General features: G+C 48.1%; 14 protein-coding genes. 11 read left to right on the top strand and 3 right to left on the bottom strand.

Going from position 1 to position 16,746, the window contains the following annotated elements:
* Positions 1–142: 142 nt before the first annotated feature.
* From OEU88_RS05220 to kbl, 8 genes are all read left to right on the top strand, one after another.
* Positions 143–2,641 carry a pre-peptidase C-terminal domain-containing protein gene (locus OEU88_RS05220; protein WP_262694058.1) on the top strand — a complete coding sequence of 833 codons (2,499 nt, stop codon included), beginning with the start codon at positions 143–145 and terminating at the stop codon, positions 2,639–2,641.
* 52 nt (positions 2,642–2,693) lie between these two features.
* A complete protein-coding gene (locus tag OEU88_RS05215; protein WP_262694057.1) occupies positions 2,694–3,413 on the top strand; it encodes an SDR family oxidoreductase in 720 nt (239 codons plus the stop codon).
* 45 nt (positions 3,414–3,458) lie between these two features.
* Entirely contained in the window at positions 3,459–4,424 is a 966-nt protein-coding gene (dgcA, locus tag OEU88_RS05210) for an N-acetyl-D-Glu racemase DgcA (RefSeq protein WP_262694056.1), read from the top strand.
* Between the two features lie 213 nt (positions 4,425–4,637).
* Complete coding sequence (locus tag OEU88_RS05205; protein WP_262694055.1) at positions 4,638–7,556, top strand: molybdopterin-dependent oxidoreductase; 2,919 nt, start codon at positions 4,638–4,640, stop codon at positions 7,554–7,556.
* Positions 7,553–8,350, top strand: coding sequence for a 4Fe-4S dicluster domain-containing protein (locus OEU88_RS05200; RefSeq protein WP_317279126.1), 798 nt, complete (start codon positions 7,553–7,555; stop codon positions 8,348–8,350). Before OEU88_RS05205 ends, OEU88_RS05200 begins: the two co-directional genes overlap by 4 nt.
* 1 nt (position 8,351) lies before the next feature.
* Positions 8,352–9,287 (top strand): dimethyl sulfoxide reductase anchor subunit family protein, encoded by a 936-nt coding sequence (locus tag OEU88_RS05195; RefSeq protein WP_262694054.1) that lies wholly within the window; start codon positions 8,352–8,354, stop codon positions 9,285–9,287.
* 134 nt (positions 9,288–9,421) lie between these two features.
* The gene (gene tdh, locus OEU88_RS05190; RefSeq protein WP_262694053.1) at positions 9,422–10,450 is read left to right on the top strand and encodes an L-threonine 3-dehydrogenase; all 1,029 of its coding nucleotides are present in this window, start codon (positions 9,422–9,424) and stop codon (positions 10,448–10,450) included.
* An 11-nt stretch (positions 10,451–10,461) separates the two neighbouring features.
* On the top strand, positions 10,462–11,652 hold the full coding sequence (gene kbl, locus OEU88_RS05185) for a glycine C-acetyltransferase (protein ID WP_262694052.1): 1,191 nt from the start codon (positions 10,462–10,464) through the stop codon (positions 11,650–11,652).
* Positions 11,653–11,686: 34 nt separating this feature from the next.
* Here the strand turns inward: kbl and OEU88_RS05180 are convergent, their stop codons facing one another.
* Both OEU88_RS05180 and OEU88_RS05175 read right to left on the bottom strand, forming a co-directional pair.
* Positions 11,687–12,304 carry a hypothetical protein gene (locus OEU88_RS05180; RefSeq protein WP_262694051.1) on the bottom strand — a complete coding sequence of 206 codons (618 nt, stop codon included), beginning with the start codon at positions 12,302–12,304 and terminating at the stop codon, positions 11,687–11,689.
* A gap of 54 nt (positions 12,305–12,358) precedes the next feature.
* Positions 12,359–13,084, bottom strand: a complete 726-nt coding sequence (locus OEU88_RS05175; RefSeq protein WP_262694050.1) for a gluzincin family metallopeptidase — start codon at positions 13,082–13,084, stop codon at positions 12,359–12,361.
* Between the two features lie 194 nt (positions 13,085–13,278).
* Between OEU88_RS05175 and OEU88_RS05170 the strand changes: the two genes are divergently transcribed.
* The gene (locus OEU88_RS05170) at positions 13,279–14,235 is read left to right on the top strand and encodes an NAD(P)H-dependent flavin oxidoreductase (RefSeq protein ID WP_262694049.1); all 957 of its coding nucleotides are present in this window, start codon (positions 13,279–13,281) and stop codon (positions 14,233–14,235) included.
* A 399-nt stretch (positions 14,236–14,634) separates the two neighbouring features.
* Here OEU88_RS05170 and OEU88_RS05165 read toward each other — a convergent pair whose 3' ends face one another.
* The gene (locus OEU88_RS05165; protein WP_262694048.1) at positions 14,635–15,570 is read right to left on the bottom strand and encodes a carbon-nitrogen hydrolase family protein; all 936 of its coding nucleotides are present in this window, start codon (positions 15,568–15,570) and stop codon (positions 14,635–14,637) included.
* Between the two features lie 311 nt (positions 15,571–15,881).
* Here OEU88_RS05165 and rplU point away from each other — a divergent pair, with 311 nt between their 5' ends.
* Both rplU and rpmA read left to right on the top strand, forming a co-directional pair.
* Positions 15,882–16,367, top strand: a complete 486-nt coding sequence (gene rplU / locus OEU88_RS17615) for a 50S ribosomal protein L21 (RefSeq protein ID WP_317279125.1) — start codon at positions 15,882–15,884, stop codon at positions 16,365–16,367.
* Positions 16,368–16,395: 28 nt separating this feature from the next.
* Complete coding sequence (rpmA, locus tag OEU88_RS05155) at positions 16,396–16,647, top strand: 50S ribosomal protein L27 (RefSeq protein WP_262694047.1); 252 nt, start codon at positions 16,396–16,398, stop codon at positions 16,645–16,647.
* Positions 16,648–16,746 lie beyond the last annotated feature (99 nt).

Below are 16,746 nucleotides of genomic sequence, written 5' to 3'. Positions count from 1 at the left end.
CCAGCTTACTTGGTTTACAGCATCACAAGTCAGCCCTTTGATTGTGAAGTTACAAACTGTTCATCATTGATTAATCTTGCGCGGTATTAATCTATTGGTCTTAAGTTTAGTACCATACTGATAACCTGCGTCTGGAGTTCCAATGAGTTATACTGAAAGCTATAGTCACACACACGATCATAGTCACGGCGCAGGCCATAACCACAGCCATAGTCATAGCCATAACACAGGTTGTGATTGTGCAGATTGTGCAGAAGCGGCAGCAGCAACTGCGCCGTTCCTTCCGGTTAATCAGACAGCAACGACTACAGCATCAGAACCCCAAAACGCCGCAGCAACACTGCCCGACGATGAACCAACCGGTAGTATTGCTACTCAGCTTTCCGTTTCGGTTGGAAGCAGCGTCACCGCTAACATTGAAGAAGAAAATGATATTGATTTCTTTGCTGTTACATTAGAAGCAGGCGTTACATATCAAATAGACCTCGAAGGCAGCAGAACAGGCGGCGGCACCCTTCTTGATCCTTTTCTAACAGGTATATTTAATGCAAATGGTGCCCGTGTCGCCAACTCAGATGACGATGACGGTGTAGTTACCAATAGCCGCATCATCTTTACACCAACGCAGAGCGGTACATTCTTTATTGGCGCAAGCTCTTTCAACAATGTGAACCTGACAGATACTGGCACATACACATTGTTCGTTGAAGAGCAGGCATTATCTACACGCCCTGATCCAATTGAAATAAGGCGTGTCAGTGACACGGGTAACGATTTCATTGACGACCTTTTCTTTGGTAACGCATTTGGTGATGGCGATGGTCCTGCCATCATCTCATTCAGTTTCCCTGGACCCAATGCTACATTTATTGCCCCATTTAATCTGGATGATGAGGACGGTAACGAAACCGACGTAACCGAGTTCGCAATTCCCATATCAGCTAACGGCGAAGCTGTTTTCCGTGACGGCCTGGAACAGGTTGAAGCCTTGGCAAACGTGAGGTTTGTTGAAGTCCCTGATGAAGGTGAAAACTTTGGGACGCTCCGTATCTTTGGCAACACAGCAGACAGCGGCAATGTGGTTGGCTTTGCTGGCTTGCCAAGCCAGGCTGTCACTGCTGGCGACATTGCTATTTTTGAAAGCCGGACAGGAACCGGCACATTTGCCAACTTTGTAATCTTGCACGAACTTGGCCACGCACTTGGCCTGACCCACCCAGAGCCAGATGAAGGCACCTTCCCTGAAGCTTTCTTTGGCGCAGAGTTCACTTTGCTCGTACCCAGCTTTTCTTCTGCATTTTTCCCGACCGCCGTACGTGCAGATCTTTATCCAACAACTTTCAGTTACGGCGACATTCTTGCACTGCGCACTTTGTACGGCGCACCCGACGACGAACAACCAGAAGATAATGTTTACCGCTTTGATGTGAATGGCCGTTACTTTGAAACAATATTTGACAATGGCGGCACAGACACGATTGAAATCTTTGGAGGCAATGAAGCCGTAGTCATTAACCTAACGCCAGATGATGCTTTCTTCGGCGGTGCTTTCATTGATGTTGGAACAACTGTTACGTACCGAGATGCCAATAACATTGTTGTTGGGCGACGCGACGACACCATTTTTCTGACACCAGAAACTATCATTGAGAACATTACTGTTGCGGGCGGCAATGACACCGTTGTTGGTAACGCCGCAGATAATCGCCTCCTTGGTGGTGCAGGCAACGACAGTCTGGACGGCGGTGACGGTGACGACTTTTTGCGCGGTGATGCTGGTAACGACGCCATCTCGGGCGGCGCAGGTAATGACAATTCATTTGCAGGCCCTGACGACCTGGGAAATGATACAGTTCAAGGTAATGCTGGCAACGACAGATTGGGTGTCGGCGCAGGCAATGATTTTGCAGTTGGCGGCGATATTGCGTCCGGCTTAAACCCGAACACTGCAGACGGCGCAGGCAGCGACACACTGTTTGGCGGGGCGGGTAATGATTTTCTAGTCGGTGGTTCCTATGATAGCCAATCGGAAACAGCGATCAGCACAGCATCTGGTGAGAACGTAATTTTCGCTGGAACAGGAAGTGATACATTGTTCGGCGATGGTCGCGGCGACATTCTTGGCGGTGGACAAGGTGACGACGAAATCAACGGCGGCGACGGTGACGACACTATCTTTGGTGGAATCGGTTCCGCAACAGACAACGCAGACACCATTGACGGGGGCAATGGCGACGACGAGATATTTGCTGCAACTGATGAAGATTTTGTATCTGGCGGCGCCGGTAATGACCTTATCTTTGGCGGCGATGCCGACGACACACTGTTTGGCAATGAAGGCAACGATACTATTTTTGGAGGCCGTGATGATGATGAAATCACCGGTGGTAGTGGTTCGGATCAGTTCGCATTTGCGGCAAATCACGGTAACGATACGATCACTGATTTCAATTTATCGGATAGCCTAGCCTTTGAGGCCGAACTGAATATTGGCAGTACGAGCGACCTTCAAGCCACATCAAACAACGCAACCATCAATGGTCAATCAGGGTTGTTGATAACAACAAATACTAACAGCAGTATCTTTCTTGTAGGCATCACTGAAAACGACATATCAGATATCTCGCTTGTGTTTATATAGGTTCCAATAAATACTGACCTCAACTTTCGACATGATTGAAATGAGTGAGGGTATGAGCGATAGAACTAAAAGCGAGAATGACGCAATTTATGGCTTGAATCGCCTTAAAGGCAAACGAGCCTTTGTTACCCAAGCTGATGCATTTATGGGGCCTGCAACATGCGAGCATTTTCGGGCCGAAGGCGCCGCAGTATTTGAAAGTACAGAGATATTTGAAAGCACTGAGAGTGTTAAGCGCGAGATAGAAACTGCCGGCGACATTGATATATTGGTGGCCAACCTGGCTTCTGAGAACCTGTACGGCAAAACTGTAGAGGAATTAGACGACGATAGTTTCTCCCGCGCATTTGAAGCAATGGTTTATCCCTTACATCATCTTGTGCGCGCAGTTGTTCCACAAATGAAAAAACGTGGCCAAGGTAAAATCATTGTTTATGGTAGTGCTGTGCCACTGCGCCCGATGAGTAGACTAGCTGCATACACAGCGGCGCGCGGCGCACAGATATCATACGTTAAATCTGTTGGTGTCGAACTTGCGCGCGACAACATCCAAATGAACTTGATTGCGCAAAATTGGGTAGAAAATCCTGCGTATTACCCAGAAAAAATGCAGGAAAATCCAAAATTTCAAGCAAATTTATCTAGAGACGTTCCATTAGGTCGATTAGCCAGACCAGAAGAAGATACTGCCCTCGCTGTTTTTCTTGCATCCAGTGAAAGTGACTTCTTTGTTGGGCAGGCCATACCCTTCAGCGGGGGATGGGCTTGTTGATAACGTTTAGTCACGCCAACATATCGTTTCGGAAATGAAACAAACATGAATGTAACTACAACAATAGAAACATGGCCGCTGCATAAGCCTTTTCGCATTTCTCGCCGTGAATGTAACAGTGTTGAAACACTGATGGTATGCTTATCAAAAAACGGCATTACGGGACGCGGCGAAGCCTCCGGCATCAATTACAAAGGTGAAACTGTCGCCACCATGAAACGCGACATTGAGCATTTTTTTAGCACACCCATATCTAATCTAACACGCAGTGCATTGCTTGAGCTTATGCCCCCCGGCGGCGCACGCTGTGCCCTTGACTGCGCGCTGTGGGATTTAGAAGCCAAAACTAATGGCACACACGTTTTCGTAGATAGAAAACCGAACATACAAACGGCTTTCACTCTCAGCCTTGATACACCTGAAAAAATGGCCGCAAACGCTATAGCTGCAGCAAATCAGCCCGTTTTGAAGCTAAAGCTGGGCGGAACTCATGCTATCGAGTGTGTTCGTGCCGTCAGGGCAGCAAGACCAGACGCAAAAATCATTGTTGATGCCAACGAAGCACTATCATTTGATGACCTGAAAATTGTTGCTCCGTTACTTCACAATGCCGGTGTTGCACTTATTGAACAGCCGCTTTCTCGAGATGCTGACGCAGCACTCATTGGTTACAAAAGCCCTGTTCTCTTGTGCGCGGATGAAAGCTGCATGACGCGACATGACCTGCCTAATTTAATTGGTCGATACGGTGCAATTAACATCAAACTAGAGAAAACTGGCGGTCTGACCGAAGCATTATTACTTGCTGAAGATGCGCAGATACACGGTTTTGAATTAATGGTCGGCTGTATGCTGGGCACATCGCTCGCGATGGCTCCAGCTATGTTAATTGCCGCACAGTGTTCTTTCGTTGATCTCGATGGTCCTTTGCTTTTGGCGCAAGATCGCGCTTACGGCATTTCATACGATGAAGGAAATATGGATTATCCACACCCTACTTTGTGGGGCTAACCTTTCTTTCATGCCACAGTTATTGAAAAAATATTTCTGCCACAGCCAAATAATGGAAATTTCACCTAATGCTGAATAGGTGGCAAAAAATTCTGCAGTTTTGCAGCATGAAACCATAGTATTTTTGTTAAATCTTGATATGACAGAATAAACCAATCATTAGCAAAGCTGGTTGAATGTCTAAATCACAACCTCTGATCTGTAAGGATAACCATGATGGCTGAACAGGATCAGATGAAAACTACGACATGTTACATGTGCGCATGCCGCTGCGGTATCCGTGTTCATACACGAGATGGAAAACTCAGGTATATTGAGGGCAACCCAGATCACCCTGTAAACAAAGGGGTGCTTTGCGCCAAAGGTTCAGCGGGCATTATGCAACAAAACAGCCCGGCAAAACTGACCAACCCATTACTGCGTGTCGGTGAACGCGGCTCAGGTGAATTTAAAGAAATCTCATGGGATGAAGCTTTCGACATTCTTATCCCGCGCCTAAAAAACATCCGCGACACTGACCCTAAGAAGTTGGCATTCTTTACAGGCCGAGACCAAAGCCAGGCTTTAACAGGTTGGTGGGCAGCGCAATTTGGCACCCCAAATTATGCGGCTCATGGCGGATTTTGCTCCGTCAATATGGCCGCTGCAGGTTTGTACTCGATCGGCGGAAGCTTTTGGGAGTTCGGTGAGCCCGATTGGGACCACACCAAATATCTACTGATGTTCGGGGTAGCGGAAGATCACGATTCCAACCCGATAAAAATTGGCATTGGAAAGCTAAAATCACGCAACAATACAAAATTTGTATCCGTTAACCCTGTCCGTACAGGATACTCAGCTGTGGCCGACGAATGGGTAGGTGTACGCCCCGGCACTGATGCGCTGTTTGTGGGTGCACTTATTCAAGAACTGCTACGTATTGATGCTATCGATTGGAAATATCTGGCACGGTACACCAATGCAACTTGGCTTGTGCGTGATGCAAAGGGTGCAGCCAATGACAGCATGTTCATGCGCGACAAAGAAGGTAACCCACTGGCAGTAAAAGTAGATGGCTCAGTTACCAGCGCGCTTGGTACAGAAACTGATTTTCAATTCGCTGGCGAAACAGTTTTACCTAACGGTAAACAGGGACGCCCCGCTTTCGAGCATATTGCAGAAGAGTTTTTTCACGAGCGATACACACCTGAAAATGCTGCAGCAAAAACAGGCATTCCTGCCGAGACAATCAAACGTATTGCACATGAAATAGCTGATGTCGCTTTCCAGCAGGAAATCACACTTGATATTCCTTGGACAGATTGGCGTGGCGTGAAGCATGAAAAAATGACCGGCAGGCCCGTTGCCATGCACGCTATGCGCGGCATTTCTGCACACTCAAACGGTTTTGACACGTGCCGAATGATCCATATTTTACAAATGCTGATAGGCAGCATCGATGTGCCGGGCGGGTTTCGCTATAAGCCGCCTTATCCAAAGGCTGTTCCACCACCCAACAAGCCAGCCAGCGCTGTCACCATAGCCGGCACCCCCCTTAATACCGTCCCTCTCGGTTTTCCGACAAGCCCGATTGATCTAAACGTTGACGCAGCCGGCAACCCAATGCGGCTTGATAAAGCATTTAGCTGGGATCATCCGCTTTCTGTTCACGGTATGATGCACATGGCAATGCACAATGCCTGGGCTGGCGACCCATACAAAATCGATACATTATTCATGTACATGGCAAACATGGCATGGAATTCATCGATGAACGTTAAATCTGCGATCAAGTACTTAACCGACACAGATGCTGAAACCGGCGAATATGTCATCCCGTTTGTTGTTTATTCTGACGCATTTTACTCTGAAACTGTACCTTACGCAGACCTCATATTGCCAGACACAACATACCTTGAGCGCTGGGACTGTATTTCCATTCTGGATCGACCCATCGGCGAAGCAGATGCTGCCGCAGACTCTATCCGGCAACCTGTCATCTCACCGGACCGCAATGTAAGGCCTTTTCAGGATGTGTTGCTTGATATCGGCGCCCGGCTCGAGCTTCCCGGCCTGATCAACGAAGATAAGTCGCCTAAATACCCTAAGGGTTATGCAGATTATATCGTCAACCATGAACGCGCGCCGGGTATTGGCTCACTGGCGGGTTGGCGCGGTAAGGGCGGAAGCGAACACGGTAAAGGTGCACCAAACACAGAGCAACTAGACCGTTATGTCGAAAATGGCTGTTTCTGGCACTATCCGCTCCCCAAAGACGCTGTCTATTACAAACATGCCAATGCATCTTATCTCGCGTTTGCAGTAAAAATGGGCTGGCTAGTTAAAAATGAACCTGTTGTGCTAAACATATATAGCGAGATCATGCAGAGTTTCCGGAATGCTGCACGCGGTCATGGTGGGCGTATACCACCAGAGCATTTGCGCAGCCGTGTGGAAGAACATTTTTCACCAGTACCAACATGGCATGCGCCAATCGAGCACACAGTAGATAATGCCAACGAGTTCCCGTTCTCTGCAATTACACAGCGCCCCATGCACATGTATCATTCCTGGGGCTCACAAAATGCTTGGCTACGGCAAATTACCAACAAAAACGCACTTTACATGAACCGTGAAACAGGCACACAAGCGGGCTTAAGTGACGGCGACTGGATATGGGTTACCAGCACACACGGTAAAGCGCGTGTTGAATTACGCCTCATGGATGGCTGCAATCCGGGCACAGTCTGGACATGGAATGCGATAGGAAAGCGCAAGGGCGCATGGGGTCTTGACGAGAAAGCGCCTGAGTTCAACAAAGGTTTCCTGATGAATCATGTTATTTCTGAAGTACTGAATGTCAAAGGCGGTGGCAAACAATCAAATTCGGACCCAGTAACAGGACAAGCCGCATGGTTCGATGTGCGGGTAAAACTGGAAACACAAGACGGAGAATATATCAACATCACTGAACCGCTTCTTGATGCACCTAATAACGACATACTTGGTCAACCCTCGAAGGATTTGACTTATGGTTTTGATCGTCACCAGTCATTTAAAAAGCTCGATGCCAGTTGGACCGGAGAGACAGTCAATTATACAAGCTGGCAAACACGTAACGCTGATGATAGCCAAGAAGAAGAAACCGTATGACGTCACTTCCCAAATCCACAGATAAAAAGCTGGGACTTGTCATTGACCTCGATATTTGCGTGGGTTGTCAGGCATGCGCTGTCAGTTGCAAAGAATGGAATACGGGCGGCGCGGCTGGCCCGATGGAAGACCGCGACGCATACGGCATGGAACCTGAAGGCGTTTGGTTTAACCGTGTGCATTCATACGAGGTTGAGGACCTAACCGGCGTTGATAATTTAGGTATTGGTCAACTTGAAAACTCTGGTGGGTGTGGTGCCAACGGCTCCACAGTACACATGCCAAAATCATGTCTGCACTGCGAAGATGCACCGTGCGTAACAGTGTGCCCAACTGGCGCGTCATACAAGCGCGAAGAAGACGGTATTGTATTAGTAAACCCTGACACATGCATTGGCTGCAAACTCTGTTCCTGGGCCTGCCCATACGGCGCTCGCGAATATGACCTAACCGCTGGTGTGATGAAAAAATGCACGCTTTGTGTCGATCGTATTTACGATGACAGCATCCCTGAAGATCGCCGCGTACCGGCGTGTGTTTCCGCATGTCCGACAGGCGCGCGCGCCTTTGGTGACCTCGGCGATCCAGACAGCATTGTGTCTCAAAAAGTAGCGAAACGCGAAACTCTCGACCTGATGCCTTCGCAAGGCACTAAACCTGTGAATGCTTATCTTGCACCGAGGAAACGCAATGCCCGCACCTCAACATGGACACCCAAGTTTGATGGGCTTAAATCAATGATTACGCGCTTAACAGGTAAGCAATCAAACGCAGCTGATAAGGCAGAACAATAGAATGCATCCAGCGTTTTCAGTTATTATTTTCACAACGCTTTCGGGGGCGGGATACGGATTGTTTGGCATACTGTGTGCCGCAATTTTGATGAATACCAACATATCGCCAACGCATGTTGCTGTTATCACATTTACAAGTGGACTTATGGCAACGGCAGGTTTGATATCGAGCCTGTTCCATTTAGGGCACCCCAAACGAGCATGGCGTGCATTTTCACAGTGGCGTTCATCTTGGCTTAGCCGTGAAGGGTGCCTTGCTGTTACTATCAACATACCTATGGCATTTTTGTTCTTCGGTGCCTGGTTCAAACTACCGGACGGTATTGTTATGATGGCAGCAGGTATTGGCTTCGTGCTGGCTATACTTACGGTATACGCCACGAGCATGATATACAGGTCTATCAAGGCTGTGCCCGCATGGGCACACTTGATGGTACCGATGAACTATCTTTTACTTGCCGCAGCAAGCGGGCTTTTGATCGTGCGGGCACTGTCATTCGCGATAGATGCTGACGATATAATCAGTTTGTTCACGCCTTATTTTACTATCAATATTCTTGTTGCCTGCATTGTCGGCAAGTTTCTGTACTGGCGGTTTGTTGATACCTTTATACCGGAAGAAACCATCCAGACGGCAACAGGCCTGAAAGGTGATGTAAAAGTATTTGAACGACCTCACAGCGGTGAAAACTACCTGACTAAAGAAATGGGGTTTCGCGCTGATCGTGCCGTTTGCAAAAGGCGGCGCATGCTTGCCTTGTTATTCGGTTTCATTGTGCCAGGTATGTTGACATTGCAAGGAACCGCACTGGGCTTATACGTTCTTGCCGCAATATCCTGCCTCATTGGTTTGGCTTTTGAACGATGGCTCTTTTTCGCTGAAGCGCGCCACACCACAATGCTGTATTACGGTGGCGATATGGGGCAACAAACATAACTAGTACGCTCGCCTCACAAAAAATTGGGTACAGGATCATAGAATCCAGTTGCACCCGCATGCGCCATGAGGCAATAGACGCAAAGGCTTAACGCGCCCATATACGGCGCAATTAAAACTGGCTGGATAAAGACATGAAAGCACTCGTCAAACGCGAAGCCGCTGTTGGTTTGTGGCTGGAAGATGTTCCAGAACCCAAAGTTGGCATCAATGATGTATTGATCAAGGTTAAACGCACTGCTATTTGCGGCACCGATATGCATATCTATAACTGGGACGAGTGGGCACAAAAAACGATCCCTGTACCAATGGTAGTTGGTCACGAGTTTGTCGGTGAGATTGTCGATACCGGTTCCAATGTAATTGATTTTCACCCTGGCCAACTGGTTTCAGGCGAAGGGCACGTTGTATGCGGGCGCTGCCGCAACTGTATGGCTGGCCGCAGACATTTGTGCGCGCACACGAGCGGCATCGGTGTAAATCGCCCTGGTGCATTTGCTGAATACGTTGCGCTGCCCATGTCCAACGTATGGGAGCACAACGACGGTATCGACCTTGATGTTGCCTCGCTGTTTGATCCCCTAGGAAATGCTGTCCACACTGCATTGCAGTGGGACTTGCTCGGCGAAGATGTGCTGATCACAGGCGCAGGCCCCATTGGGGCCATGGCAGCAGCGGTGTGCCGCCATGCTGGTGCACGGCATGTGGTTATTACTGATGTTGTGCCGGAGCGACTGAAACTTGCCGCGACGCTCGGCGCTACACGCACCGTTGATGTACGCAATGAAAAACTGTCTGACGTGCAAGCCGAACTCGGTATGCGTGAAGGGTTTGATGTTGGCCTTGAGATGTCTGGCAATCCTGCCGCTTTTCAGGATTTGATCGACAGCATGTGTCACGGTGGCAAGATATCCATTCTTGGCATCCCGGGCAAAGGGGTCGACGTTGATTGGGAAAAAATCATTTTCAACATGCTAACATTGAAAGGCATTTATGGCCGCGAGATGTACGAAACATGGTACAAAATGTCGGTAATGATTGAAAACGGGCTGAACATTGCGCCAGTTATCACGCACAAACTGCCATATACTGACTTTCAACAGGGCTTTGACCTAATGAACGCAGGCAAGGCCAGCAAAGTTGTGCTGAACTGGGAAAGTTGAGGAGCAGATAAATGTACGGACAATTTCAGGAACATTTAGCAAGCCAATTAAGCGACATTAGGGAAGCTGGCCTGTTCAAAAACGAGCGCGAAATAACAACACCGCAAGGTGCCTCTGTTGGCATCAGCGACGGCAGTTCTGTTATTAATCTGTGCGCCAACAATTATCTTGGCCTTGCACAGCACCCAGAGGTAAACGCGGCAGCCCTAAAAGGCTTGCAGGATTGGGGCTACGGCATGGCCTCAGTGCGCTTCATCTGCGGCACACAGTCCGTTCACAAAAACCTCGAAGACACACTGAGCAAATTCCTCGGCGTTGAAGATACAATCTTGTACCCCAGTTGCTTTGATGCAAACGGTGGTTTGTTTGAAACAATTCTTGGCCCTGAAGATGCGGTGATATCTGACGAATTAAACCATGCCAGTATTATTGACGGTGTGCGCCTTTCGAAAGCAAAGCGATACCGATACAAAAACAACGATATGGCTGACCTTGAAGCCCAACTGAAAGCGGCTGATACTGCAGGTGCTCGCTTCAAGCTGATTACCACTGACGGTGTGTTTTCGATGGACGGCTTTATCGCGCGCCTTGATGAAGTGTGTGATCTGGCGGAAAAATACGGCGCCCTCGTACATTTTGATGACTGCCACGCTACCGGCTTTATCGGTGCTGGCGGTAAAGGTACGCATGAATTCCGCGGCTGCATGGACCGCGTTGACATTATCACTGGCACACTCGGCAAAGCGCTTGGCGGCGCAAGCGGTGGTTACACCAGCGGTAAACGCGAAGTTGTTGAACTGCTGCGCCAACGTTCAAGGCCGTATCTATTTTCAAACACAGTTGCCCCGCCAGTAGTTGCTGGCGCGATTAAAGCGATTGAGCTCGTTACAACATCAAACGATTTGCGTGATCAGTTGCAAAGCAACACGACCTACTTCCGCGAAAAGATGACGTCACATGGCTTTGATCTTCTTCCGGGCGAGCATCCAATTGTGCCCGTCATGCTGTATGATGCCGCACTTGCCAGCAAATTTGCAGACGAAATGCTGAAACGCGGTGTTTATGTCGTGGCGTTTTCATATCCTGTGGTGCCGAACGGCAAGGCCCGTATTCGTACGCAAATGTCAGCAGCGCTTACACGCAGTGAATTGGACCATGCTGTTGATGCTTTTGCCGAAGTGAAGAATTTACTCGGCGTTTAGGTATCAAACCTTAAAACCAAACAAAGAGGCGAGTTCATCGTTTAACAGTGAGCTTGCCTTTAATTTTTCCGATTTCCTCTGACAGGAATTGCCATGCTTCATCGCCTTTTTCCCGTGTAAAGCGCACGCCGCCCAAATAGCCAGCATATGCGGCCACTAACCAAATCCAGCCATTACCCATATCCGCGTAATCCTGCAACGTATGAAACCAAACAAAAGCTGCAACAATATTCATGATTGAGTTGATGAACAGATCAATGACAAATTGAAAACTAAAGCTGAAATGCCAATTGGTAAAATCAATGATTTTGCCCAAGAAACTCAGCACTTCATCAACTTCAACAATCAGATACGTGAACAGTGCCATCGTGCCGTAAAAACCGCCACCGAAGAACATCAGCTTACCATGCAACAGGTCTCCACCTTTTTGCTGGCGGAAAAAAGGTTCTTTTTCCTTTGGTCCACTTTCTTCTTCAGCTTCGTTAAGTTTTTTCTGCTCTTTAGCTTTCGTCTTTGCCTCCTTTGCTTCGTCTTTAATCTTTTTGTATTGTGCCTGCAGGTCTTTCGCATCGGTAAACTTGGCAAGTTTTCCGCTCACGATAGACCATTGCAAGGTCAAAAACGTAAAGCACGCAACAGGCAATGCACCCACAATTCCTGCTTCTATAATATCGGCAAAAATAATTAGTTCCCCCTCAAAGAGCGTTCACGAGCTATACTTGCCGCGAACAAACGAACACCACTGAGTTTCAAACGCTTCAGTATCAATACCCAAAACAGCTTCAATATCGCCGTTTGTTTTAACCAGATCCACAATTGCTGCCTGGTTCCATTCGCTTGCAACAAATTCCATCAAATAATAGCCAACATCGTAAATTGAACCACCACGGTTGAAAGGTTCGTTTAACGACGCCAACGACGGGCATTTACCGTTTTGAAACAGAAAAATTGTTTGCGCATGTGGTGTTTCATTCGCGGTGTATATGGCAACCGCTTCCCAAAGCCAGCGTGGATTGTTACCAAATTCAGGGTTCAAGTTGAGGCTTGCGGCATGAACAAACTCATGCACCGCTTCACGCGCAGCAGTGGGCCTGTCGGTTAACAACAAACGTATTTCGCTGTCTCCGTAAACATATCCCCGAGAGCCAGGCGCACGCGCACCAAAGGTTGCCTCCATCGCATCCTGATACAATTCTTCATTATGCCAAATCCGAACAACAACACCCTGTAGTTCAGTTAAGCCTAAGCTACTTAGAACAGAAGCACGGCTTTCATTAAGCGCATCTTCAATATGTGCATAATCAACAGGCTGTAATCCATCCTCCGCTACGAAGGTGAAATCAGCGGCATCCGCGCCAGATGCACTAACAATCATGCCAACAGCAAGAGATGCCGCAGCAACAGCGATTTTATTTATAAATCGGCTAAGCATAAGGACATATCACCAAAGTTATTTTTCCCCTGTTTATAATAAGGCACTCCAAGCGCACTTATTCAAGCTTTAGCAAACACATTCATTACATAAGCATGATTTTTCTGGACACGCACGCGTGCGGCGCTACTTACTTTTTAATCGATACTACGCGCGCTAAAAAATGGCGCAGCAGGGCACAAAGGAAACATGATATGGCATTGCCACAGCAACTTCAGAATTTACGACTTCCCGTTATTGGCTCACCGCTTTTCATCATATCAAACCCCGATATCGTGATTGAGCAGTGTAAGGCTGGTATCGTTGGTTCGTTTCCCGCCTTGAACGCACGCCCTGGCCCTGTGCTTGAGGAATGGTTGAAACGCATCACCGAAGAGCTGGACGCATACAATCAGGCAAACCCTGATAACCCAGCCGCACCGTTTGCCGTGAACCAGATTGTGCACAAATCAAATGACCGCCTGATGCACGATGTTGAAATGTGCGTGAAATACAAAGTACCCATTATCATCACGTCGCTCGGTGCCCGCGTGGAAGTGAACGACGCCATCCATTCATACGGCGGCATTGTGTTGCACGACATTATCAATAATAAATTTGCCAAGAAAGCGATTGAAAAAGGCGCTGACGGCTTGATCGCGGTTGCCGCTGGTGCTGGCGGGCACGCAGGCACACTGTCACCTTTCGCGCTCATTCAGGAAATTCGCACATGGTTTGATGGGCCTGTTGCCATGTCAGGCTCTATCGCAACAGGCGATGCTGTGCTGGCCGCGCAAGCCATGGGCGCAGACTTTGGCTACATCGGCTCTGCGTTCATCGCAACGAAAGAGGCCAACGCAGACGAGCGTTACAAACAGTCCATCGTTGACCACTGCGCTGACGACATTGTTTACACCAACCTGTTCACAGGGGTGCACGGCAACTATCTGAAACCATCCATCCGCGACGCTGGCATGGACCCTGACAATCTGCCAGAAAGTGACCCATCTGCGATGAGCTTTGGCTCCGGCGGCAGCGAAAAATCAAAAGCGTGGAAAGATATTTGGGGTTGTGGTCAAGGCATTGGTGCCGTGGATGCAGTGCGCACAACGGCAGAGTTTGTTGATATTCTAGATGCGCAGTACAAGGCAGCTAAACAGCGCATTTGCTAGCTAATCAGTGCGGTTATCAGAAAAACCAGAATTTATTACGTTTCTTTCCAATTTTAAGGCTACAAAACGGACTAGTTAGTAGATTTCAAATTTGCCAACTAGATCTTTTTGCTCACTAAGTTTCATCGAAAGAAACGTGGTTTCGTCAATATGCTTCTCACTAAGCTTCTTCTTAACTTGTAAATAGCTTTTGCCAGTTAATACGAGACTAAAAAGGAATAGTGGAATAGAAAAAGCTAAGGGCGCGCGGGTTAGAAAATTTTCTAGCCCTACATCACTAATTTTTAAAAAACCAATCCCCGTTATGAAAATCATAAGTATTATTAGTTTCGGCAAACACCGCAAAAAACTAAATGCTAACAGCTTCTTATTACTGACTATAAACCTGTAAAGCACAATTTACTCAGTTTTAACTATCTGTTGTGGGTGCTCGTTTACATTCAGTGTGAAAATGTCCGGTCGAGCATAATGACCCACCACGTCAAAGTCATATTTACCACGAATAATCTCTGATTTATCCAGCTCTGCTGTCAGAATGGCCTCCTTGTTAAACACTGGCCCTGCCAGTACTTTGCCAAGCGGTGAGATGATGCAGCTACCACCGCGGATCAACACAGTGTCATCATCTTCGCCCTGAACAGGGTGGAAATCCGCCGGGCCGTTACCGCGTGTCATGAACTGACACGCACTAAGCACAAAACAGCGCCCTTCAAGCGCAATTGTTTGCATGGTCGGGAGCCACACATCGCGGTCATCCACCGTGGGGGCGCAGTAAAACTCAACACCTTTTTGGTACATAGCAAGGCGCAGTTGCGGCATATAATTTTCCCAGCAAATACAGCCACCAATCGTGCCAATGTCCGTTTTGGGTGCGGCAAGCGTTGAACCATCACCGTAACCCCAAACCACACGCTCCAGCGCCGTTGGCATCAGTTTGCGGTGCTTATCCATAAGCGTACCATCGGGCGCAAAATAAAGCGCGGTGCAATAAAGTGTGCCACCGTCCCGCTCAATCACACCAACCACGATGTAAGTTTTGTTCTCTGCGGCTATTTCACCGATACGCGCCGTCTCAGCACCTGGCACATCAATGGCGCTTTCATAATACCGCTTGAAATCATCGCGCCCTTCGTCCGTACGGGAGCCAAGCCGAACACCAAAATCAATCCCTTTCGGGTACCCACCAACGAATGCCTCCGGGAACACAACAAGTTGCGCCCCCTGGCGCGCAGCGTCTGCCGTCATGTCGCCAAGCTTTTCCAATGTCTGCTGCGTCTGATAAAGAGGTGTGCCTGCTTGCACCACCGCACCGATAATTGTTGAAGACGACGTCATCACGCACCCCTGCTCTAATATAGTTAAAAATCTTTTGCCCAAAGTTTTATCAGTGATAATGTTAAAGAGTGTCCAGTATAGTGGTCAACGCGCATTTTCGTGACCAGTAAAGAATGACAGATTCTGGGCATTCCGCCATTGACTCCTAGGATTAAATCCGTATATTCCGCGCGTTCGGCAGCCTGAAGGTAATTTAGGCGCCACAATAGCTATTTTATAATAGCCAGCGGAAACCGCCCAAAGTGTGGGATATATCAAAGGGTTAAGCCCCACCCGGTTTGCTGCGGCGTTAAAAACTGAAAGGAACAGAAATGTTCGCAGTCGTAAAGACAGGCGGTAAGCAGTACCGCGTTACTGAAGGCGACGTCATTAAAGTTGAAAAACTTGAAGGCGAAACTGGAAAAAATGTAACACTTGATCAAGTGTTGATGGTCGGCGATGACAAAGGTGTCAAAGTTGGTGAGCCTCTTATCTCAGGCACTGTTGTAACAGCAGAAGTACTTGAGCAGAAAAAAGACAAGAAAATTACTGTCTTTAAAAAGAAGCGTCGTCACAACTACCGCCGTAAAAAAGGCCATCGCCAAGAAATTACAGTTCTGCGTGTGAATGCGATTGGTGCAGCGAAAAAAGCAGCGCCTAAGAAAGCGGAAGCAAAAGCAGAAGAAAAAGCTGCACCGGCTAAGAAAGCTCCAGCAAAGAAAGCAGCGCCTAAGAAGGCTGCCGCTGAACCTGCTGCGAAGAAGGCACCTGCCAAGAAGCCTGCTGCAAAAAAAGCAACCAAGAAAACCGCTGAATAAGCGGCCACACATTTAAGGAGACACTCTAATGGCTCACAAAAAAGCTGGTGGTAGTTCTAATAACGGTCGCGACAGTATTGGTCGTCGTTTAGGCGTGAAAAAATTTGGTGGCGAAAACGTTCTTGCCGGTAACATCATCGTGCGTCAGCGCGGTACAAAATGGTACCCGGGCGATAATGTTGGCATGGGTAAAGACCACACCCTTTTCGCTCTCATTGAAGGTCAGGTTAAGTTTTCCAAAGGCAAAAGCGGTCGCGCTTTCGTTTCTGTAGAAAACTAAAACATAGACCTATAGTGATTTTGAAAAGGCGGGCCATACGGCTCGCCTTTTTCTATTGTTAAATATTGCTGGCTGTCACATAGCTTTAAGGCTGGCTTC

The sequence above is a fragment of the Kordiimonas aquimaris genome (genome assembly GCF_025574485.1).
GTDB lineage: Bacteria > Pseudomonadota > Alphaproteobacteria > Sphingomonadales > Kordiimonadaceae > Kordiimonas > Kordiimonas aquimaris.
Note: the sequence above shows the minus strand (reverse complement) of the source record. Positions and strands in the feature narration are given on the sequence as shown.

Bases quoted from the DNA above. Each gene is read 5' to 3' on its own strand.
- OEU88_RS05220 (WP_262694058.1), top strand. From the start codon at position 143: ATGAGTTATACTGAAAGCTATAGTCACACACACGATCATAGTCACGGC.
- OEU88_RS05215 (WP_262694057.1), top strand. From the start codon at position 2,694: ATGAGCGATAGAACTAAAAGCGAGAATGACGCAATTTATGGCTTGAAT.
- dgcA (WP_262694056.1), top strand. From the start codon at position 3,459: ATGAATGTAACTACAACAATAGAAACATGGCCGCTGCATAAGCCTTTT.
- OEU88_RS05205 (WP_262694055.1), top strand. From the start codon at position 4,638: ATGATGGCTGAACAGGATCAGATGAAAACTACGACATGTTACATGTGC.
- OEU88_RS05200 (WP_317279126.1), top strand. From the start codon at position 7,553: ATGACGTCACTTCCCAAATCCACAGATAAAAAGCTGGGACTTGTCATT.
- OEU88_RS05195 (WP_262694054.1), top strand. From the start codon at position 8,352: ATGCATCCAGCGTTTTCAGTTATTATTTTCACAACGCTTTCGGGGGCG.
- tdh (WP_262694053.1), top strand. From the start codon at position 9,422: ATGAAAGCACTCGTCAAACGCGAAGCCGCTGTTGGTTTGTGGCTGGAA.
- kbl (WP_262694052.1), top strand. From the start codon at position 10,462: ATGTACGGACAATTTCAGGAACATTTAGCAAGCCAATTAAGCGACATT.
- OEU88_RS05175 (WP_262694050.1), bottom strand. From the start codon at position 13,084: ATGCTTAGCCGATTTATAAATAAAATCGCTGTTGCTGCGGCATCTCTT.
- OEU88_RS05170 (WP_262694049.1), top strand. From the start codon at position 13,279: ATGGCATTGCCACAGCAACTTCAGAATTTACGACTTCCCGTTATTGGC.
- OEU88_RS05165 (WP_262694048.1), bottom strand. From the start codon at position 15,570: ATGACGTCGTCTTCAACAATTATCGGTGCGGTGGTGCAAGCAGGCACA.
- rplU (WP_317279125.1), top strand. From the start codon at position 15,882: ATGTTCGCAGTCGTAAAGACAGGCGGTAAGCAGTACCGCGTTACTGAA.
- rpmA (WP_262694047.1), top strand. From the start codon at position 16,396: ATGGCTCACAAAAAAGCTGGTGGTAGTTCTAATAACGGTCGCGACAGT.